17 protein-coding genes are annotated in these 21311 nt (G+C 69.5%); 8 read left to right on the top strand and 9 right to left on the bottom strand.

Translation table 11 applies throughout. The features are described 5' to 3' along the window. The first annotated feature begins 158 nt into the window (after window positions 1–158). The 5 genes from IE195_RS09375 to IE195_RS09355 all read left to right on the top strand — a co-directional run bounded on the left by IE195_RS09375 (window position 159) and on the right by IE195_RS09355 (window position 7711). On the top strand, window positions 159–3728 hold the full coding sequence (locus IE195_RS09375) for a TM0106 family RecB-like putative nuclease (RefSeq protein WP_191269679.1): 3570 nt from the start codon (window positions 159–161) through the stop codon (window positions 3726–3728). Window positions 3729–3920: 192 nt separating this feature from the next. Continuing rightward, on the top strand, window positions 3921–4244 hold the full coding sequence (locus IE195_RS09370; RefSeq protein WP_191269677.1) for a hypothetical protein: 324 nt from the start codon (window positions 3921–3923) through the stop codon (window positions 4242–4244). A 10-nt stretch (window positions 4245–4254) separates the two neighbouring features. Then, window positions 4255–4788 (top strand): hypothetical protein, encoded by a 534-nt coding sequence (locus IE195_RS09365; protein ID WP_191269675.1) that lies wholly within the window; start codon window positions 4255–4257, stop codon window positions 4786–4788. Between the two features lie 71 nt (window positions 4789–4859). Continuing rightward, window positions 4860–6107, top strand: a complete 1248-nt coding sequence (locus IE195_RS09360) for a tyrosine-type recombinase/integrase (RefSeq protein ID WP_191269673.1) — start codon at window positions 4860–4862, stop codon at window positions 6105–6107. 152 nt (window positions 6108–6259) lie between these two features. After that, window positions 6260–7711 carry a hypothetical protein gene (locus tag IE195_RS09355; protein WP_191269671.1) on the top strand — a complete coding sequence of 484 codons (1452 nt, stop codon included), beginning with the start codon at window positions 6260–6262 and terminating at the stop codon, window positions 7709–7711. A gap of 72 nt (window positions 7712–7783) precedes the next feature. Here the strand turns inward: IE195_RS09355 and IE195_RS09350 are convergent, their stop codons facing one another. Then, entirely contained in the window at window positions 7784–8326 is a 543-nt protein-coding gene (locus IE195_RS09350) for a hypothetical protein (RefSeq protein WP_191269669.1), read from the bottom strand. Between the two features lie 139 nt (window positions 8327–8465). Here IE195_RS09350 and IE195_RS09345 point away from each other — a divergent pair, with 139 nt between their 5' ends. Then, window positions 8466–8966, top strand: a complete 501-nt coding sequence (locus IE195_RS09345; RefSeq protein WP_191269667.1) for an ankyrin repeat domain-containing protein — start codon at window positions 8466–8468, stop codon at window positions 8964–8966. Between the two features lie 7 nt (window positions 8967–8973). Here the strand turns inward: IE195_RS09345 and IE195_RS09340 are convergent, their stop codons facing one another. After that, window positions 8974–10407 carry an amino acid permease gene (locus IE195_RS09340; RefSeq protein ID WP_191270495.1) on the bottom strand — a complete coding sequence of 478 codons (1434 nt, stop codon included), beginning with the start codon at window positions 10405–10407 and terminating at the stop codon, window positions 8974–8976. A 586-nt stretch (window positions 10408–10993) separates the two neighbouring features. Between IE195_RS09340 and IE195_RS09335 the strand changes: the two genes are divergently transcribed. Beyond that, on the top strand, window positions 10994–11779 hold the full coding sequence (locus IE195_RS09335; protein WP_191269664.1) for a class I SAM-dependent methyltransferase: 786 nt from the start codon (window positions 10994–10996) through the stop codon (window positions 11777–11779). A gap of 89 nt (window positions 11780–11868) precedes the next feature. Here IE195_RS09335 and IE195_RS09330 read toward each other — a convergent pair whose 3' ends face one another. The 5 genes from IE195_RS09330 to IE195_RS09310 form a co-directional block, all read right to left on the bottom strand. After that, window positions 11869–12705: an alpha/beta fold hydrolase gene (locus IE195_RS09330; RefSeq protein ID WP_191269662.1), complete on the bottom strand. Its 837-nt coding sequence runs from the start codon at window positions 12703–12705 to the stop codon at window positions 11869–11871. 8 nt (window positions 12706–12713) lie between these two features. Beyond that, complete coding sequence (locus tag IE195_RS09325) at window positions 12714–13535, bottom strand: exodeoxyribonuclease III (RefSeq protein WP_191269660.1); 822 nt, start codon at window positions 13533–13535, stop codon at window positions 12714–12716. A gap of 54 nt (window positions 13536–13589) precedes the next feature. Further along, window positions 13590–14579, bottom strand: a complete 990-nt coding sequence (locus IE195_RS09320) for a tyrosine-type recombinase/integrase (protein WP_191269658.1) — start codon at window positions 14577–14579, stop codon at window positions 13590–13592. A 150-nt stretch (window positions 14580–14729) separates the two neighbouring features. Beyond that, complete coding sequence (locus tag IE195_RS09315) at window positions 14730–15809, bottom strand: acetate/propionate family kinase (RefSeq protein ID WP_191270493.1); 1080 nt, start codon at window positions 15807–15809, stop codon at window positions 14730–14732. Beyond that, window positions 15809–18157 (bottom strand): phosphoketolase family protein, encoded by a 2349-nt coding sequence (locus tag IE195_RS09310; RefSeq protein ID WP_191269656.1) that lies wholly within the window; start codon window positions 18155–18157, stop codon window positions 15809–15811. Before IE195_RS09310 ends, IE195_RS09315 begins: the two co-directional genes overlap by 1 nt. Before the next feature lie 265 nt (window positions 18158–18422). Here IE195_RS09310 and IE195_RS09305 point away from each other — a divergent pair, with 265 nt between their 5' ends. Further along, a complete protein-coding gene (locus tag IE195_RS09305; protein ID WP_191269654.1) occupies window positions 18423–18641 on the top strand; it encodes a hypothetical protein in 219 nt (72 codons plus the stop codon). A gap of 86 nt (window positions 18642–18727) precedes the next feature. Here the strand turns inward: IE195_RS09305 and IE195_RS09300 are convergent, their stop codons facing one another. Both IE195_RS09300 and IE195_RS26455 read right to left on the bottom strand, forming a co-directional pair. Beyond that, a complete protein-coding gene (locus tag IE195_RS09300) occupies window positions 18728–19189 on the bottom strand; it encodes a VOC family protein (RefSeq protein WP_191269652.1) in 462 nt (153 codons plus the stop codon). 1001 nt (window positions 19190–20190) lie between these two features. Next, window positions 20191–21228 carry a hypothetical protein gene (locus IE195_RS26455; RefSeq protein ID WP_191269650.1) on the bottom strand — a complete coding sequence of 346 codons (1038 nt, stop codon included), beginning with the start codon at window positions 21226–21228 and terminating at the stop codon, window positions 20191–20193. Window positions 21229–21311 lie beyond the last annotated feature (83 nt).

The following is a 21311-nucleotide window of genomic DNA, read 5'->3' as shown; positions in this document are numbered from 1 at the left end:
ACACACCCCGCGCGCCCCGCACCCCCACCGGTGCGGGGCGCCGCCGTACCCGCACCCGGCACCCACCCGCGCACAACAAGCCCCACACACCCCCGCGACGTGGCACAATCCCCACCACCGCCACAGACCAACACCACAACACCAGGGGGAGACGGGCGTTGTTCCGCACCACCACCGGCTGGGTCGTCTCACCCACCGACCTCGTCGACACACTGGAATGCGACCACCGCACCGCCCTCAAGAGCGCCCTGGCCGCCCACCTGCCCGGCGCACCCCGCCCCGAGGACATCGACCCCCTCGTCGCCCGCCACGGTGAACTCCACGAACAGGCCGAACTCCAACGCCTGAGCACCCTGTTCGGCGACGACCTGGTACGCATCGAGGCACCCACCGCCGACGACCACTCCCTGGCCCGGGCCGCCCATGCCACCGCCCAGGCCATGGCCGCCGCAGCCCCGGTCATCTACCAGGCCTCCTTCCACCACCCCCTCAACCCCCACGTGGCCTTCCACGGACGAGCCGACTTCCTCATCCGCTCCGACCTGGACCCCACCACCGGCCAACCGCACCCCCACACCCCCACCCCCTTCACCTACGAACCCTGGGACACCAAACTCGCCCGCCGCCCCGGCCCCTCAGCCGTGGTCCAACTCACCGCCTACGCCCAGGCCGTGGCCGTCCTGCACGGACACACCCCCCAGCACATGCACCTGCTCACCGGCGACCAGCACACCCACACCCTGCCCACCGCCGAATTCACCCCCATCCTGACCACCCTCACCCAACGCCTGCTCGACCACCTGGCCCGCGAACCCGCCCTGCCCACCCCCACCTGGGGCCAGCCCCGACCCCTGTGCGAGAGCTGCGGCTACAACACCTGGTGCTCCCAGGGACGCACCGCCGCCCGCCACCTGTCCCTGGTCGCCGGACTACGCACCGACCAGGCCGCCAAACTCACCGACGCCGGCCTGGACACCATCGACGCCCTGGCCCGGGCCACCGACCAAGACCGCCCCGCCACCCTGCCCAGCCGCTCCTTCGACCAACTCCGCGCCCAAGCCGCCCTGCAGGTGCACCAGGACACCACCCGCACCCCCGCCAACCCCCAGGGGCAGGTCACCGCCGAGGTCTTCGCCCCCGACGGCCTGGCCAGCCTGCCCGCCCCCAGCCCCGGCGACCTCTTCTTCGACATGGAGGGCTACCCCTACCACTCCCGCCAGGGCGAACGCGGCCTGGAGTACCTCTTCGGCGCCACCACCCAGGACACCGACGGCACCGAAACCTTCCACGCCTTCTGGGCCCACGACCGCACCCAGGAGAAGAAGGCCCTGGAGGACTTCGTCGACCTGGCCACCGCCCGCATCGACACCGACGAGGGCGCCCACGTCTACCACTACGCCTCCTACGAGGTCGACCGCCTCAAACTCCTCAGCTCCGAATTCAACACCCGCGAGGAGGAGGTCGACCGCCTCCTGCGCGAGAACCGCCTCGTCGACCTGTACACCGTGGTCCGCAAAAGCCTGCGCGTGTCCCAACGCTCCTACTCCATCAAGTACCTCGAACCCCTCTACCTGGACACCGCCCGCGGCGGGGGCGTCACCACCGCCGCCTCCAGCATCGACGCCTACGCCGCCTACCTGAGCGCCCGGGAAGAGGGCGACACCCGCACCGCCGCCCGGATCCTGGACGACATCGCCGCCTACAACCGCGACGACTGCCACTCCACCGCCCGCCTACGCGACTGGCTCGAGGACCAACGCACCTGCCAGGGCATCACCGACCGCCCCCTCATCCAGTTCGAACTCACCGAGGACGAGGCCGAACGCGCCCGCAAACGCGCCGAGAAGAACGCCCGCCACACCGCCCTGACCCAACCCCTGCTCGAACAGGTCCCCGAACAACCCGGGGAACGCACCGAACAGGACCGCCCCCGCGCAGCCCTGGCCTCCCTGATCGGCTACTACCAGCGCGAGAACACCCCGCCCTGGCGCGAACACTTCCAACGCCAGAACGCGCCCCTGCAGGACCTGGAGACCGACAGCAACTGCGCCGTGCCCTGGCAGGTGCACGCGGGGGAGTGGACCGAACCCACCGGCAGGCAGAAGAAGGCCCGCCGTGAGATCGCCATGCGCCTGGACCGCGCCCACCCCAACCCCTTCACCACCGGCGAGAGCGTCCACCTGCTCCACCCCGGCGCCCCCGGACAGGGGGCCGCCACCCGCCCCGCCAAGGTCCTCAAGGCCGAACCCGACACCCTGACCCTGCTGGAGACCGCCGACCCCGACGACCTGCCCTCCCGCACCCCCCTGGCAGTCCTGCCCGGCTCACCGGTGGACCCCAAACCCAAGGACGGCGCCCTGGAAACGGTCGCCCGCACCGCCGTGGACCACCTGCCCGACTGGCCCCACCACCCCGGCCTGGACGCCCTGCGCCGCACCCCGCCCCGCCTGAACCCGCCGGGCCCCCTGCCCGCACCGGCCGACGGCGACCTCATCAGCGCCGCCATCACCGCCGTGGACCGCCTGGACCACTCCTACCTGGCTGTGCAGGGCCCGCCCGGCGCCGGAAAAACCTACCTGGCCGCCCAACTCATCACCCACCTGATCAAGGAGGGCCGCAGCGTCGGCGTGTGCTCCACCGGCCACAAGGCCGTGGAGAACGTCATGGCCGCCGCGCTGCGCGCCGCCGACCACCAGGGCCTGCACATCGAAGCCGCCAAACGCCCCCGCGGCGGCAAGAAGGACCCCGACGCCCCCTGGCAACAGCCCTCCACCCAACAGGCACTGGCCAACTGGCGCACCAAACGCACCACCCAGGGCCAACCCGTCCTGATCGGCGGCACCGCCTGGGGCATGTCCGGCGCCGACACCCTCGCCGACCCCCTGGACGTACTGATCATCGACGAAGCCGGACAGTTCGCCCTGGCCGACACCCTGGCCGTGTCCGCCGGGGCCCACAACCTCGTCCTGCTCGGCGACCCCCAACAACTACCCCAGGTCGTCCAGGGCGTGCACTCCGAGGGCGCCGACGCCTCGGCCCTACAACACCTCATGGGCACCGAAGCCATCATCGACCCCGCCCTGGGCTACTTCCTGGACCAGACCCGCCGCATGCACCCGGCCGTGTGCGCCCCGGTCTCGGACCTGTCCTACCAGGGCCGCCTGCAGGCCCACCCCAGCACCACCCAACGCCACCTGAGTCCCCTGGCCCCGGGCGTGTACGCCCACCCCGTCACCCACACCGGCCGCACCACCCACAGCCCCGAAGAGGTCCAGGCCGTCGTCGAGGCCGCCCGCACCCTGCTCACCCAGCAGGTCACCCTCGACCCCGGCCAGGGGCCGCGCCCCCTCACCGGCACCGACATCCTGGTGGTGGCCCCCTACAACCTGCAGGTGCGCACCCTGCGCCAGGCCCTGGCCCACGCACAGCAGCACACCCCCGCCCTGGCCGGAGTGCGGGTGGGCACCGTCGACAAGTTCCAGGGCCAGGAAGCCGCCGCGGTCATCTGCTCCATGACCACCTCCGACGCCGCCGAGACCAGCCGCGGACCCTCCTTCGTCCTGGACCGCAACCGCCTCAACGTCGCCCTGTCCCGCGCCCAACTCCTGGCGCTGGTCGTGCACTCACCCGACCTGCTCACCACCGCCCCGCGCACCATCGACGAACTCCGCCTGCTGGCCTCCTTCACCGGTCTGGTCACCCGGGCCCGCCCCTGGCCCGACCGCTGAAGGACCCGCCGCCCAGGTTTCGGACACCTCCCAGGTGGAGTACGTTCTAGGTAGCACACCACGCCTGCCCCGGGCACCCACACGCCCGCACGGGCAGGCCACGGCGTGCCCGCAGGACCCACCCCCCACACCCCCGCGGTGGGGTCCTGCCGCCCTGGCCCGCCACCAGTTCCGAAAGGCACCACGGCCCCCGTGTCTGAACGTCCCTCCACACCCGGCGGTGGCCGCAACACACGCCACCCCACCGGTATCCGTGTCGTCATCTGCGTCCTGGCCCTGTTCGCCCTGGTCCTGGGCCCCCTGGGCTACCTGATGGGCATCGACGCCGACTCCCACGCCGGATCGGCCGCCGAATGGCTCACCCTGACCTTCGGCGCAGCCGTGGGAATCCCCTTCCTGGCCGCGGCCGTGGCCACCGTCGCCGGCGACCGCAAGGCGGCCCTGTGGTCCCTGGCCCTGCTGGCCTGGCCGGTGGTGTTCGTGGTGGTCATCCACCTGCTGCGCTCGGCCGGGTAGGCTCCCGGGCGTGTCACCCAAGAAGCGCAACCGCCGCAAGAGCCACCAGGGGCCCGCCCCCCGCACCGCCGAGACCGAACAGGGCCGCACCGAACCCGGCCGCCTCACACCCGGCCGGGTCCCCGAGAAACGACCCCTGAACCGCACCCCCCTCACGGTCACCGAACCACCCGACCGGCGCATCACCGTGCTGTGGGTCATCCTGTGGTGCCTGTGGGCCCTGGGCACCCCCCTGGCCCTGGCCGCACTGCTCTTCGCCGGACTCGACTCGATGAACACACCCGCCGACCCCACCATGACCGACCCGGACCTGCTCGCCGAACAGCAGGACCAAAACCTCAAAGCCATCGGCAACGCCCTGGTCTGGTTCCTGGTCATGGCCTGGGCCGTACCGGCCGCAGGTGCCACCACCGCCCTGATCCTGCGCCGCACCATGGCCGCCATCGCCTTCACCACGGCCCTGGCCCTGTCCGTGGCCCTGACACTGTGGGTGATGCCCCCAACCGAACTGTGGGCGGCACTGAGCACCCACCTGTTCGGCTGACACCCGCTCTGGGAACCTGCTTCGACCCGCCCCGCCCCGCCTGCCACACCCGGGCCCCGACCCCGGACACAATGGAACCCGTGCACACCACCGACCCCGACGACACACCCGCGCCCCGGGACCAGATCGCCCTGCCCCCGCCCGTGCGCGCCCGCCTGGAGCACCCCGACCACAGCGTGCTCGTGGACACCCGAGCCCTGGAACGGGTCCGCGAACGCTTCGACACCGAACAGGCCCAGGCCCTGGGCCGGTACCTGACCAACGCCCAGTCACCGGCCACCCTGCGCGCCTACCGCGCCGACTGGACCGCCTTCGGCGCCTGGTGCCTGACCGAACAGCGCACCTCCCTGCCGGCCGACCCGGTGGACGTGGCCGTCTACCTGGCGGCCTGCGCCGAGCAACGCACCCCCGACGGCACCGGCTGGGCCCTGGCCCCCGCCACCCTGGAACGCCGCTCCGCGGCCATCGCCGCCGTCCACGGCGCCCACGGCCTGGACTCACCCACCCGCGCCGAAGTGGTGCGCATGACCCTGCGCGGCATCCGCCGCACCCGCAAGGCCCGCCCTCACCGCAAGGCCCCCGTGGTCCTGTCCACCCTGGAGACGCTGCTGGCGGTACGCCCCGCCGAGGGCCACCCCGGGGGAGTGGCGCGCAGACGCGACGCCGTGCTGTTGCTGACCGGGTTCGCCGGGGCACTGCGCCGCTCCGAACTGGCCGGACTGACCTTCGACGACCTGGCCCTGCGTACCGACCCGGCCTCGGGCGCCCCCACCCTGGTGGTCTCCCTGTGGGCCACCAAGACCGACCAGGAGGGCCGGGCCCACCAGCGGGTGGCCCTGCCCCGCGGACGCCACCGCGCCACCTGCCCGGTGTGCGCCCTGGCCGACTGGTCGGCCCTGGTGGCGGTGCACCGCGACGGGGGAGCGCAGGCGGTACGCGCCCACCTGGAATCGCTGGGCGCACCCGACCCCGCACCCGCACACTCCTGCCAGCAGCTGCGCGGCATCGACCTGGCCGACGGCGCGAACCGGCCCCTGCTGCCCGGGGTGGACCGGCACGGCCGCCTGGCCCAACGCCCGATGACCACCAAGGCCGTGGGTAACCTGGTCAAACGCTACGCCGCCAGGGCCGGGCTCAACCCCGACGACTTCGGCGGGCACTCCCTGCGCGCCGGGTTCGCCACCCAGGCCGCCCTGGGCGGGGCCACCGACCGCGAGATCATGCGCCAGGGACGGTGGACCAACGCCCAGACCGTGCACGACTACATCCGTACCGCGAACCCCCTGGAGGACAACGCGGTCACCCGGTTGGGGCTGTGAGGCCCCAAACCCACAGTGACCTGCGCCTCATCGGCCACCACCTCATCTCGAATCACCAACAAACCCACCAGCAACACCTGATACAGCCCGTTAAAGTGCGATCCTTCCCTGATGAGACATTAGGTTGGTTGCGTGAGAAAGGGGACGGACCCATGGTCGACGAGTTTCGCGCGGCATTCCAAGAACTGATCGACGCCTCCGTCTCCACGGACCCCCAACAGTTCCCACCAGCGGTCCACAAGGTCTACCTCCTGGCCTCCCGCATCCCCCCCGCCGAACGCGAACTGGCCCTGGAAGCCCTCACCCCCCTGCTCTCCGGAGACCACGCCGCCCCCGGCATCATCGCCGACCTGTCCGTGGTCGCCGGCGCCCTGGTCGAGATGGGCACCGAACCCGGCCCCGCCGGCATCGAAATCCTGCACCGCCTGCGCACCATGGGCAAAGGCGCCATCGTCTTCGTCCGCGCCTGGGAACGCACCGGCGGCGGCACCCCACCCGACCCCGACACCGTCACCGCCGACGCCGAAGCCCGCGTAGCCGCCGACCTGGGCGCCGACGCCCCCGCCGCCACCATGTGCTGGTGGACCATCCGCCGCCACGGCCTGGCCGCCAAAACCATGCTCAGCGAACCCAGCGTGCGCTCCCACACCCGCCGCGACCCCTCCCTGCACGCCGAACTCGTGGCCATCGCCAACCAACTCAGCGACCTGCTCACCGAGTTCGACCAGCTCCGCGCCCTCCTGCGGATGGCCGAAGTCACCTCCGCCCTGGTCATGGACCGCCACTCCAGGCGCGCCTTCCGCGTACTCTTCGACGGCATCGGCGACAACTTCCAACTCCACACCCTGCTCGCCGACGCCCTCATCGGCCCCCGCGGCCAGGGACTGCCGGGCGAGCCCCCCGACCCGCGCTGGACCGCCTCCTTCCGCGACGGCCCCGTCGACCCCGCGGCCCAGACCGTGTGGGGCTGGTGGAACATGGTCGCCCACGACGGCTCCTGGATCTGGAACGAAGGGGTCCCCGCCGAGATCCCCACCATCGACGGCGAACACGTCCTGGTCCTGGACGAACAGCCCTACCCACGCTCCTGGAACGCCGGACGCCGCCACAGCCAGGTACACGGCTGGCTGGAGGTGGAGTCCGAGCTCAGCCCCCAGGAAGCCGACCTGTGGTGGAAGCGGGTGGCCCCGGCCGAACCCGCCCTCCCCGCAGAGGAACCCACCCCTCTGCCCGAACCGGTGCTCCTGCACAACCCGAGCCCCGAGGGCGAAGCCCAGCGCGTACGCGGCTTCGTGCCCCGGGCCGAAACGCCCCCCGACGAAACCGAACCGGTCCCTCGGGCCGACCAGCAGCCCAGCGACCCCCGACCCGACGAACCCGCCCCGGCCCCTGACCCGGAGCCGACCCCGGTCCCGGAGCCGGACGAGGACGTGGCAGCCCCGGGCGAGGACACCGCGGACGAACCCGCCGAGCAGCCCAGCACACCCGCCGACCGCGAACCCGGCACCACCCCGCCCGCCCCGGCCAACTCCAGCCCCACCGGGCTGCCCCGCCTGCCCCGCGGAGTCTCCAACAGCTCCGCCTGGGGACCCACCTGGCGCTAGGACCCCTTCGACCCGCCAACACCGGGGCCCTGGAGCGGTTCCGCTCCCGGGCCCCGGTGTTGGCGGGGAAGGTCACTCCTCCAACCGGTGCCGCGGCTCATGGTGCGCCGTCACCGGCTCGGACCGCGTCGAGGTGGAACGGACAGGACCCTCGTCCTCCCCGTCCTGCGCGTACAGGCCCTCGAAGTACTCCTCCTCACCCACCCCCTCATCGTCCTCGCGGACCCAGCGGGCGCCCACGAACAGGGGAGCGGCCAACACCAACGCCAGGGGCAGGAACACACCCAGCGGCAACAGGGTCAGAGCGCCCTCCGTACCGGGCAGGACCGGCAGACGCTCCAACAGGTGCATACGCACCAACGCCAGAGCACTCACCCCGCCCAGGACCAGGGACGCGGCGAAGGGAAGCATCGGGGTCAACCGCGGCGGAACCGCGACCAGAGCCACCAACAGGCCCACACCCACCAACCCGGCCACCGCCACCGGACCGGTGCCCTGCAGGGCGCTCAGACCGACCGCGTGCAGGCCCCGCAGATGTGCGAAGGCCCAGCCGGTCACCAGTAACAGAACCGGGCCCAGGATCAGGCCCGACAGGAAGCCGACGAAATGTCGCACGAGGGTGCTCCTCTCAGGGGTTGCGCAGCACCCTAGCGACAAAAACCGAGTTCAGCACCACATCACCCCAAAACGACCACCACGGGCCCACCCCCGAACCCCACCACACCAGCCCCCGACCCCCACTAGGCTGCCCACCGTGAGCCACCCAGAACACGACCCCCAGGTCATCGAACTCGCCACCCGCCTGTTCGGCCACGCCCGCGCCGGCCGCACCCAGGACCTGACCCCCTACCTCCAGGCGGGCCTGCCGCCCAACCTGACCAACGACAACGGCGACACCCTGCTCATGCTGGCCGCCTACCACGGCCACACCGACACCGTCGCCCTGCTGCTGGAACACGGCGCCGACCCCGACCGCCTCAACAACCGCGGCCAGTCACCCCTGGCCGGAGCGGTCTTCAAGGGCGAGGACCGGATCGTGGAACTGCTGGTCGAAGCCGGGGCTGACCCCGACGCGGGCACCCCCACCGCACGCGCCACCGCGCAGACGTTCGACCAGCGAACCCACCTGGCCCTGTTCGAGAACCCACCGGCCCCCGGCAACCGCGGCGCCAACGACCGCGGCGCCGCCCCCGACGGAGGACGGCGCCACGGCAACGCTCAGGGACCCGATCACACCCCGGGCCCCACGGGGTGACCCGGCCCTACCGGGGGGACAGATCCTCTCCCCGCGCCTCGCCGTCCCGGACCCGCCCGGTCCCGGTCCCGGCGACACGGTCCAACTCCTCCGGAGTGGCCCGGCCCCCCACCCCCAGCACCCTGCGGCTGGGCTCGGTGGAACCGAACAGACGGCGCACCTCATAGGCCAACAACGCCACCACCACCGCGGCGACCGTGGCCCACAGGGCCTGCCGGTGCTCGGGCAGGGTGGCCATCGCCAGGAAGATCGCCACCAACCCCACCAGGGTGGCCCAGGTCAGGTACGGAAAACCCCACATGCGCAGCGTCAGCCGCTCAGGGGCGTTGCGGCGCACCCGCGCACCCACCACCAACTGCGAAGCACAGATGGTCAGGAACAGCACCAGCAGGATCGCGCCGATGGAGGCCACCAGGAACGGGAAGACCCTGCCCGGCGCCAGGTAGTCGGCGACCACCGCGGCGTAACCGACCACGGTGCCCAACAGGATGGCGCGCACCGGCACACCGCGCCGGTTGGCACCCCTGAGCAGCCGGGGGGCATCACCCTGGCGGGTGAGCATGAACAGCATCCGCGAGGAGGTGTACATCGCGGCGTTGAGCACGCTGAGCACCGCGATCAGGACCACGATCTCCATGATCAGCGCCGCCCCGGGAATCCCCACGGTCTCCATGACCACCACGAAGGGGCTGCGGTCCAGGTCGGTGGAGTTCCACGGCACGACCATGACCACCACCACGATGGAGGCCACGTAGAACAGGCCGATACGCCACAGGACGTTGGTGATGGCCGAGGCCACCCCGCGCTCGGGTTCGGCGCTCTCCCCGGCGGCGATGGTGATGATCTCCACGCCCCCGAAGGCGAACAGCACCACCACGGTGGCGCCCAGGACCGCGACCCAACCGTTGGGGGCGAACCCGCCCAGCTCCCACAGGTTGGTGACCGTGGCCCCTTCCGAACCGCTCCACAACCCGAAGGCGTACAGACCGCCCACCAGTAGGAAGGCCACGATGGTGGCGACCTTGACCAGGGAGAACAGGGACTCGGTCTCGGCGAAGACGCGCACCGAGATGAGGTTGGCGGCCGTCATGGCCAGCAGCACGATCAGGGCCAGCGCCCACCCGGGCACCTGCACCCACTGGCTCAGGATGGCGGCCCCCGCCACGGACTCGGCGGCCACCAGGACCGCGTACATCCACCAGTAGACCCAGCCGATGGTGAACCCGGCCCGGGGCCCGAAGGCCAGGCGGGCGTAGTCGGAGAAGGACCCTCCGGCCGGGACCGACACGACCATCTCGCCCAGGGCCCGCAGGGTCAGGAAGACCAGGGCCCCAGCCAACGTGTAGGAGAGAACCGCCGCGGGTCCCGCGGTCTGGATCACCGCGCCCGAGCCGATGAACAGCCCGGCGCCCACCGATCCGCCGATCGCGATCAGTGCCATGTGCCGGCGGCGCAGCGAGTGTGCCAGCCCCGGCCCGTTGTCTGTTTGTGCCGTCTCTTCGGACGACGTCTCACTTCGTGTCACGAGCCCCACCATAGGACGAAAGGTTCATCACATTTTTCACCGACCCCAGTAAACAACCCATGAACCAACGAATACGCGCCTGGTCACCCATCTCCACACCAAGGCCCAAACCACCACAAAACCCCCATGCCATGGCCCCTACAACGCCCCACCACCCCCGCACCATCCCCACCGTGACCAAAACCATCACCCTCCCGGAGGAAGGCACACACCCACCCGCCCATGCCACCATCCACCCACGCGCCACCCACCCTCCTGACCAGCCCCCGCCCCGACGACTACGCCTGGGAAGCCCTACGCACCGGAACCCACGGCCTCCTCCCCAAACCCACCCCGCCCGCGCCCGCACCCGAGCCGTCATCGCCGCCCACGACTCCGACCCCATACGCCCCACCACCCGCCCCTGAAAACCACGACACACCCACCAAACCCCAAACACGGAGCAACAACACTGTTACCTTCAGCTCCAAAAGTGGCCCACACACCCCGAAGGAAAACCACCATGCCCACCACACCACCCATCGACCTCGACCTCATCTCCACCCTCTACCGCACCCACCGCGACGACCTGGCCCGAGTACGCGACCAACAACGCGACCACCACACCAACGCCGACCCCACCATGACCCCCCAACTCGACGACCTCGAAGCAGAAATCACCTACCTGCTCCTACGCCACCACCAACCCGCCAACGTCGTCGAAATCGGCACCTACTACGGCTGGTCCACCTCCTGGATCCTCTCCGCCCTCCGCGACAACGGCACCGGCCACCTCCACTCCTTCGACATCGTCGACCACGCCACCGCCCACGTCCCACCAGAACTGGCCACCGACCGCTGGACCTTCACCAAAGGTGACGTACGCGCAAAAATCACCCACATCCCCGCCAACACCGACTACCTGTTCATCGACGCCGCCCACAACGGCTGGTTCGCCCGCTGGTACATCCACCACCTCCTGCCCACCCTTCCCGCCCACATCCCCGTCAGCGTCCACGACGTCTTCCACCAGCGCTACGCCCTGCCCTTCACCGAAGGCGCCGTCGTCCTCAAATGGCTCGCCAACAACACCACCAACTACTTCACCGCCTCCGCCGCCCGCGCCCCCCACCACCACCAAGCCCTCCACGAACTCAAAACCGAACTCGGCCTGGACACCCCCGTACGCCAATCCCCCCACAACCCCATGATCTTCTTCCGCCTGCCCGAACGCCCCCGCCCCGGCCAAGCCATCCCCACCACACCCCGCCCCCGCACCCACACCGACGACCCCACCCACCACAACTAACCCACCAACAAAAACGGGGGCGGCAGGCCACACGGCCCACCGCCCCCTTTTGCTGTCCGCGACCCCTGCGCGCCCCAGCACCTACCGGATCAGGGACCCTCAGGATCCACCCCGGCCACCGAATCCACCCCGGCAGCCACCTCCTCCTCCACATCAGAAGGAGGAGAATCCACCACATCAGGCACCCCAGCACCAGGCTCCAACCCCACCCGGGCCTCACGCACCCCCACCACATCAGCCGCATCCGACACGATCCGCGAAAAATTCACCGGCTGATCCAAACTCACCATGTGCCCAGCCCGAGGCACATTCACCAACCGCCCCTCCACACACGCATCAAAGAACTGCTTCTCATGAATCCGGAAATGATCCCGCGCCCCGTTGATCAACCACACCGGCCCCGGATAGGACCCCAACGCCGACAACGCGTCAATCCCCGCCAACTCATCGATCACCGCCGTGGCCGCCTCCACGGCCAACCCGCCGTCAACCACCGCATCAGCCGCACTGTCCGGCAACATCAACCGGTGAAAACGCTCATTGACCGCCGCACCCTTGTCCGGCAACCGCTCCATCAACACCGACGGAATCCGATACACCTGCGCCAACGACTGCGCCGGCTGCGCCGTACAACTGGCCGCCACCAACCCGGCGATCCGCCCCGGCGCAACCCCCGCCGCCGCGATCGACAACAACCCACCCATACTCAAACCCACCAACAGGGCACGCCCACCCACCGAGTCGATCGCATCCAACAGGGTGTCCACCGCACGCCCCACCGAAAAATCCTCACCCCGACGCGACCCGTGAGCAGGAAGATCAGGCGCCACCACCACACGCCCCTGCGCCTCCAAGAACTCCACCTGCGGCCGCCACATACTCGACGACGAACGCAACCCGTGCGCCAACACAACCGGTACACCCATGACCGCCCCTACTCTCCGAGCCCAAAGGCCACCGTCACCGGAGCATGGTCCGACCAACGCTCCTCACGACTGGGATAACGCTCCACCCGACCCGACCGTGCCCGCGCAGCCAACCCCGGCGTAGCCACCTGGTAATCGATCCGCCAACCCGTGTCGTTGTCAAAAGCCCTACCCCGGTAGGACCACCACGAGTACGGGCCCTCCTGATCCGGATACAGGGCACGCACCACATCCACATACCCCGCCTCGTCGAAGACCCGCGACAACCACGCACGCTCCTCGGGCAAAAACCCCGAGTTCTTCCTGTTACCGCGCCAGTTCTTCAGATCCGCCTCGGTATGCGCGATGTTCCAGTCACCGCACACCACCAGACCACGCCCCAGAGCCTCCACCTCGGCGCGCCGCCTGACCAGGTAGGGCAGGAACGCCTCCATGAAACGCTCCTTCTCCTCCTGACGCGGAGTACCCACCTCACCCGAGGGCAGGTACAGGCTGGCCACCGTCACCTCACCGAAGTCCGCCTCCACATACCGGCCCGAATCCTCGAACTCGGCCTCCCCGAACCCGACCCGCACCCCATCGGGCTCCACACGCGAGTAGATCGCCACCCCCGCACGACCCTTCGCCCGAGCCGGACACAACACCACATGCCACCCCTGGGGCGAGTGCACCTTGGCGGGAAGCTGATCGGGCTCAGCACGCGTCTCCTGCAAACACACCACGTCCGCCTCAGTGGCCGCCAACCAGGACACGAACCCCGGATCCTTCCCCGCGGCCGCCCGCAACCCGTTGACGTTGACGCTGGACACAACAAAACTCGACTGATTCACGCCCCTCAGCGTAACCACCCCCGCCCCCACACCAACCCAGGACGCCACCCGCCCCTACTCCTCCGCCCCCTCCCGGGCCAGACGCCGCAACACCCCATAGGTCCGGTTCGACCCCGCAGCCTCCCGCTGCGCCCGGGCCGTCACCTCGATATAGGCCTGCGACGACGTCACCGACGCATGCCCCAACAAATGCATGATCTCGGTGACCGACGCACCGTCCTCCGCCAACCGCGTCGCGAACGTGTGCCGCAACGCATGCACCAGCGTCCCCCGCGCCACCCGATCATTGACACCCGCATGCCGATAACACTGCTTCACCAGATACTGCAACCCACCCCGACGCAACCCCTGCCCCCGGTTGTCCACCAACAACGGATCCGACCCCCGCACCACCCCGAACCGCACCCGACGCGACGCCAGATACGCCTCCAACAAAGCCTCCAACGGCACCTCGATCGGCAACACCCGCTCACCACCGCCCTTACCCACCACCCGAATCCGCCGCTCACCAGACCGCCCACCCAACGACTCCACCCGAAGCGACAACATCTCCGCCGACCGCATCCCCGTCAACAACGCCAACGCCAACACCGCCAGATCCCGCTCCGGCCACGGATCCCGCGCCCGCCGCGCCCCACGCGCCAACGCCTCCAACAACCGCTCCGGGGTGTCCTCACCCATCAACGGCTTGGGCCCCGAAGGCCTCACCCGCGGCCGCGGCACCGCCGACATCGGATTACCCGCCACCACCCGCTCCGCCACCCAGAACGCGAAGAACCCGTTCCACGTCGACCACGCCCGCAACACACTCGAAGCCGCCCGCTCCTCCGCGAACTCAGCGAACGCCTCCCGCAACACCCCCGACTCCAACTCACCCAACCCCACACCCGCAGGATCACGCCCCAACGCACGCCCCACACACCCCAACACCGCCACCAGGTCACGCCGATAGGCCGCCACCGTGTGCGGCGAGGGCTTAGCAGCCCGCCTGGCCACCAAATACCGCTCAATCGCCTGCTCCACCGACACCGCATCACCACTCATGACCCCAGCATCACCGATCCCCACCCCACACACACCCACACCCCACCCCCAACCACGAAGACACCCGAACACCGGGGGAGAAGCCCCCCGGAACCACCCCACAAAAAAGGAGGGCGCCACCCCCTCGGGCGACACCCCCACACCACAACCTCACACCAACACCGACCGCACCCCCCGCGCGACCTCCACATCCTCCCGAGCCGCCACCACCAATACGCGCACCCGCGCCCCGGACGCGGTGACCTCACCCTCACCCGCCAAGGACCCGTTCAACCCCTCATCCACACCCACACCCAAAAACCCCAACCCCGCAGCCGCCCGCGCCCGCACCGGCGCCGAGTGCTCACCCACACCACCGGTGAACACCAACACCTCCACCCCGCCCAACGCCGCCGCCATCGACGCCACCGACGCCCGCAACCGGTGCACGTACACCCCCACCGCCACCGACGCCCGCTCATCCCCGGCGGCCTCACGCCCCAACACCGTGCGCATGTCCGCCGAACCCGCCAGCGCCACCAACCCGGACTCGTGCTCCAACGCCCACCCGATCTCCTCCAACGGAACACCGGCATGCTCGTTCAACCACAACACCAACCCCGGATCCACACTCCCCGAACGGGTCGCCATCACCAACCCCTCCAACGGCGTGAACCCCATCGTGGTGTCCACCGACCGCCCGCCCAGGACCGCCGACAACGACGCCCCCGCACCCAGATGCGCCACCACCACCCGCTCCGCGCCCGTCCACTCCCGCGCCCGCCGCGACGCATAGGCGTGCGAGAGCCCGTGGAACCCGTACCGGCGCACCCCGAACTCCGCACGCCAGCGCTCGGGCACCGCATAGGTGTACGCCTCCGCCGGAAGCCGGGCATGGAAAGCCGTGTCGAAACACGCCACCGCCGGCACCCGCGGCCACACCCGACCCACCGCCTCGATCCCCGCCAACGACTTGGGCTGGTGCAGGGGCGCCAACGAACCCAACTCCCGCAACCGCCCCACCACCGAGGCGTCCAACCGCACCGGCTCCAGGAACTCCCGCCCCCCGTGCACGACCCGGTGACCCACCGCCTCCACCCCCGGGAAACGGCCCAACGCCCGCTCCAGCACCGACCGGTCCCACTCACCCCGCTCCACCGGGATGTGCTCCTGGTCCACCACCTCGTCCCGCGACCCGAGCACACTCAGCTTCAGACTGCTCGACCCCGCGTTCACCACCAGCACCCGCATCAGTACGGCCACACCCAATCACGCACCGACGCCGGATCCTGCCCGAACTCACGCGTGTACTCCCGGTGCCGCAACCGCTCGTCCACCATCCGCTGGCGCACATGGGCAGCGTTCTGCGCCAACCCCGGCACCCGGTCGATCACGTCGATCACCAGATGGAACCGGTCCAGATCGTTCAACATCACCATGTCGAACGGCGTGGTCGTGGTCCCCTCCTCCTTGAACCCCCGCACGTGCAGGTTCTCGTGGCCCCGGCGCCGGTACGTCAACCGGTGCACCAACCACGGATACCCGTGAAAGGCGAAGACCACCGGACGGTCCGTGGTGAACAGGGCCTCGTACTCGGCGTCGGACAAACCGTGCGGATGCTCACTGGCGGGCTGCAACCGCATCAGATCCACCACGTTCACCACCCGCACACCCAGCTCGGGAAAGTACTGACGCAACAGGTCCGCCGCGGCCAGGGTCTCCAACGTGGGCACATCACCCGCACACCCCAACACCACGTCCGGATCCGCGCCACCCCCGGTACTGGCCCACTCCCACACCCCGATCCCGCGGGTACAGTGCGCCACCGCCTCCCGCATCGGCAGGTAGTCCAACCCGGGCTGCTTACCGGCCACCACCACGTTCACATAATCACGCGAACGCAGACAGTGATCACTCACCGACAGCAACGTGTTCGCGTCCGGCGGCAGATACACCCGCACCAACTCCGCCGGTTTGTTCATCACCACGTCCAGGAACCCCGGATCCTGGTGCGTGAACCCGTTGTGGTCCTGACGCCACACGTGCGAGGACAACAGGTAGTTCAACGAGGCGATCGGCCGACGCCACGCCAGGTGCCGGGTCACCTTCAACCACTTGGCGTGCTGGTTGAACATCGCGTCCACGATGTGCACGAACGCCTCATAGCAGTTGAACAGCCCGTGCCGCCCGGTGAGCAGGTACCCCTCCAACCACCCCTGGCACATGTGCTCACTGAGCACCTCCATCACCTGACCGTGCCGCGCCAGGTCCTCGTCGGTGGCCAGCACCGACTCCTCCCACACCTTGTCCGTGGCCTCATACACCGCCGACAACCGGTTCGAGGCCGTCTCGTCGGGCCCCATGACCCGAAAGTTGTCCGGGTTGGCGCGCACCACATCCCGCAGGAAACGCCCCAACACCTGGGTGGCCCCACTGGTGGACGTCCCGTGCCCGGCGAACTCCACCGCATACCGACGAAAATCGGGCAACACCAGGTCACGCAGCAACGCACCACCGTTGGCATGCGGGTTCGCGCTCATCCGCCGCTCACCCCGCGGCGCCAACGCCACCAACTCGTCCACCGGCGCACCCGAGGCGTCGAACAACCGCTCAGGCCCATAGGAGCGCATCCACTCCTCCAACTGGCGCAGATGCCCGGGGTCCTCCCGCACCCGCGCCAACGGCACCTGATGCGAACGCCACGTCCCCTCCACCGGAGCCCCGTCCACCTCCCGCGGACCGGTCCACCCCTTGGGGGAGCGCAACACCACCACCGGCCACGCCGGCCGATGCGAAAGACCACTGGTGCGCGCCACCTGCTGGATCTCGGCGATCTCGTCCAGGGCCTCGTCGAGCACCTGCGCCATCCGCCGGTGCATGTACTCGGGGTCATCACCGCTGACGAACAACGGCCGGTACCCCATGCCCTCGAACAGCTTGACCAGCTCGTCCTCGGGGATACGCGCCAACACCGTCGGATTGGCGATCTTGTACCCGTTCAGGTGCAGGATCGGCAGCACCGCACCATCACGCACCGGGTCCAGGAACTTGTTGGAGTGCCAACTGCCCGCCAACGGCCCCGTCTCGGCCTCGCCGTCGCCCACCACACAGCTGACCACCAGATCGGGGTTGTCGAAGGCCGCACCGTAGGCGTGCGCCAACGCGTACCCCAGCTCACCGCCCTCATGGATCGACCCCGGCGTCTCGGGCGCCACATGGCTGGGGATCCCACCGGGGAAGGAGAACTGCCGGAACAGCCGCCGCATCCCCTCCTCGTCGCGGGACACGTGCCGGTAGACCTCGCTGTAACTGCCCTCCAACCAGGAGTTGGCCACCGCCGCCGGACCACCGTGCCCGGGCCCCATCACGTAGATCATGTCCAGGTCCCGGGCCCGGATCACCCGGTTCAGGTGCGCGTAGGCGAAGTTCAGCCCCGGGGTCGTACCCCAGTGCCCCAGCAGACGGGGCTTGATGTGCTCGGGCCTGAGCGGCTCACGCAGCAGCGGGTTGTCCAACAGGTAGATCTGGCCGACCGAGAGGTAGTTGGCCGCCCGCCAGTAGGCATCCAACAACCGCAGTTCCGTCTGATCCACAACCATGAACCCTCACTCCTCGACCAGAGACGTTCCCGGACACGGCAGGGGAGTGACCGCTCACCAACAACAGGAGCGAGCCGAGAGGGGCCACGCCCGCTCGCAGCAACCGTAACCGCCGCCCGGCGGACAGACCACACCCGGCGCCCACGTGTCGCCCGCCCACCCTGAACGCCCCCACGGCCCCGGTTTTGCCCCCCGTTACCCATAGGGCGGCTCCGCCCGGGGCAGGAGCCCTGACACCGCATCCGACTCAAGACCATGGGGCATCATGATCGCGAAACTGTCCGAACTCGGCGTCACCTCGGAGATGGCCTACGCCGCCGGCACCACGAGCATCGGCCTGACCTTCCTGACCTGGGCCCTGTCCAAGAAGAAGGAGAACGCCGGCACCGACCGTGCCGACCGGTGGGGGATCTTCGTCGGCCAGTGGGCACCGACCTTCTTCGCACTGGGCATCGCCCTGCGCCTCGAGGAGAACAGCAGATAGCACGCCCGGGGCTCGGGGGAGCGCACCCTCCGGGCCCCGGCCGCCCCCGGATCCGACAGCGGGGGAGCAGCTGCCGCTGCGCCACCTCAGTCCAGGCAGAACTCGTTACCCTCGGGGTCGGTCATCACGATGAACCCCTCCTCCATGGGCGGGTCCGGCTCGTGGCGACGCACCCGCGCGGCCCCCAACGCCACCAGCCGCTCACATTCGGCCTCCAGTGCCCCCATCCGCTCCTGTCCCCGCAGCCCAGGGGCCGCCCGCACGTCCAGGTGCACACGGTTCTTGGCGACCTTGTCCTCCGGCACCTGCTGGAAGAACAACCGCGGCCCCCGGCCCTGCGGGTCCTCCAGTGCCGAAGCCGAGTTGCGCTCCGCCTCGGGCACCCCGGCCTGCTCCAGGAAGCCGTCCCAGGCAGCCAGGGGGTCAGCGCCCTCGGGCAGGTCGACACCGGGTGGGCCGGGGATGACATACCCCAGCGCCTCACGCCAGAACAACGACAACGCCCTGGGATCACGGGCGTCGAAGGTGATCTGGATCTGACGAATCATCGTGGTACTCCGCTCCTGAGCCAGATGACGCGGACCGCCATCGGCCTCATCCTGGCATCACGGGCGGACAGATTCTGTCCGCCACCGGAACACCTGGGCCGCAGAGGTTTGCTGGGGGCAGGGGAGTGGCGGACCACAGCTCTGACGTGAACACACCGAATAATCACCGAGAGTGATCATGCCAGGTGTCCGGGGTGAGGAGCGGAGTGCGAGCAGGGGAGTGGGCGCCACGGACAAGCTCTCGCACAGAGATTCGAAAGCCGCCCATGGCAACAGAGATACGAACGTGCGTTCGACATGAGCACGCCGGAGCGAGCACACCCTGGACGAGAGGAAGCGCACCAGCCCCTCGAAGCGCCGGGCGACCCCGAGCGGAGGCCGCAGGGAAAAACAGTCACGTGTCGCCAAACAACCACAAAAGGATGCATAACACCGTTTATGCATGAAACATGGAGAGATCGCCAGCCAGAAGGGGTTCGAAAAAAGACCCCACCCTGGAGACACCCCTGACCTGCACACCCAGTAGCCCGCCACGCACCCGACCCGGACCCACACCCCAGGGGACCGCACACCAGCCGGAAGGACGGACACCCGCACACACCCGAGCGGGCACCCAGGGGTTATCCACAGGCTCCTGGCCAGCGGCTTGCCCCACCCAGGACCCGCAGGACAGAATCCACCCAGGACGACGAACCCGACGCCGTGCACACAGACACATCGACACCGGGCCAGCCCACTGCGCCGGTGAGCACCGAAACTCCACCCACAGAGACACACCGCGGCAGACCCATCGGACGTCCGGCAACCCACGCCCAGAGCCGACCACCCCACACGCTCACGAGCGCCCACGCACCGCCGCACAGAACCCACCCGAACCCGAAAACCCCTTCCCCACGGGCCCTCCCAAAAAGCCGATAATGCACATTATGTAAAGTTGAGCGTTGCGGGGCCTCCCCGCAACCACCAACACACCCCACATCAGAATCACCAAACCCCAGTGGTCACCGAAGCTCCTCGACCATCCGCTGAGCCTCCACCCCTTCCAACGGACTGATCTGCTCAGCCAGCTCCACCATGTCCACATCAGGCATCCCCATCAACGGCCTTCCCTCGAAGTCACCGGGCACATCGGTCCACAAAGACGCGACCACACCCTCCACCAGCTCCACCCGTGCATTCATGTAGGGCGTGTACCTCTCGGTCTGGTCGACCAACACCACCGCACCATGCCCCTCGCACGGCAGCGAACCGCCATCCTCCGAACAGTTCTCCCACCCGGGACGCCACCGAGCGTCCTCGGGGTCCACCGGCTCGGTGCGCAGTTTCAGCGTGAACCCCTCCCCCTTCAACTGCTGATCCAGGGGCGAGTAGGTGACCAGCACTCCGGACTGGGAACCGACCTCCATCGCCACCGGCTCCCACCCGGGAGCGTCCAGAACCGCGACCGGATAGTCCACCGCCGCCAGCCGCTCCGACAACTCCCGGTTCTTGCGCTCGTCATCGGCGCGCTTCTCCAGCCAGGACCACCCCACCAGAGCCAACCCCAGGGCCAACACCAACCCCGACGCGAACACCACCCGGACCCGCCGAGGCGGCATCACCCACACCACCATCGCACCCGCCAACGCCAACCCGACACACCCCAGCGCCAACACCAACGGGGCGACCCTCTCCAACACCGACCACTCAAACCGCAGAAACCCCACGCCCGCACCGGTCACCACGGCCACGGACACCACCACGGGCAACTCCCCCGGGCGCGCCGCGCCCCGCCGCCGCATCCACCACCGAAACCAACACAGAACCGCACCGGCGAGAACGAAACCGCCCGCTGCGGCCAGCACTCCTGCACCGCCCCCGCCATGACTGACGTCGAGCAGAGCCAACACCACCGAGAGCGTCACCACCAACGCCAGCACGGCGGGAAGCACGACGACCCACACGACTCCCGACAACCTCGGCGCGGTATCGGAGATCCCGGCCGACTCACCCACTCCGCCGCTCTCACGGGGTTCGGGGGATTCAGAGGTGGTCCTCAACGGTAATGCTCCTCAGCACGGGGTGTTGGTACAGGGTGTTCACGATCCGATCCGATGCCCCGCACCGGCCCCCAGTTCGCACA

Source organism: Nocardiopsis terrae (assembly GCF_014651695.1).
GTDB classification, from domain to species: Bacteria; Actinomycetota; Actinomycetes; order Streptosporangiales; family Streptosporangiaceae; genus Nocardiopsis; species Nocardiopsis terrae.
The sequence above is the reverse complement of the archived record's forward strand: the minus strand, read 5'-3'. Positions and strand labels throughout refer to the sequence as shown.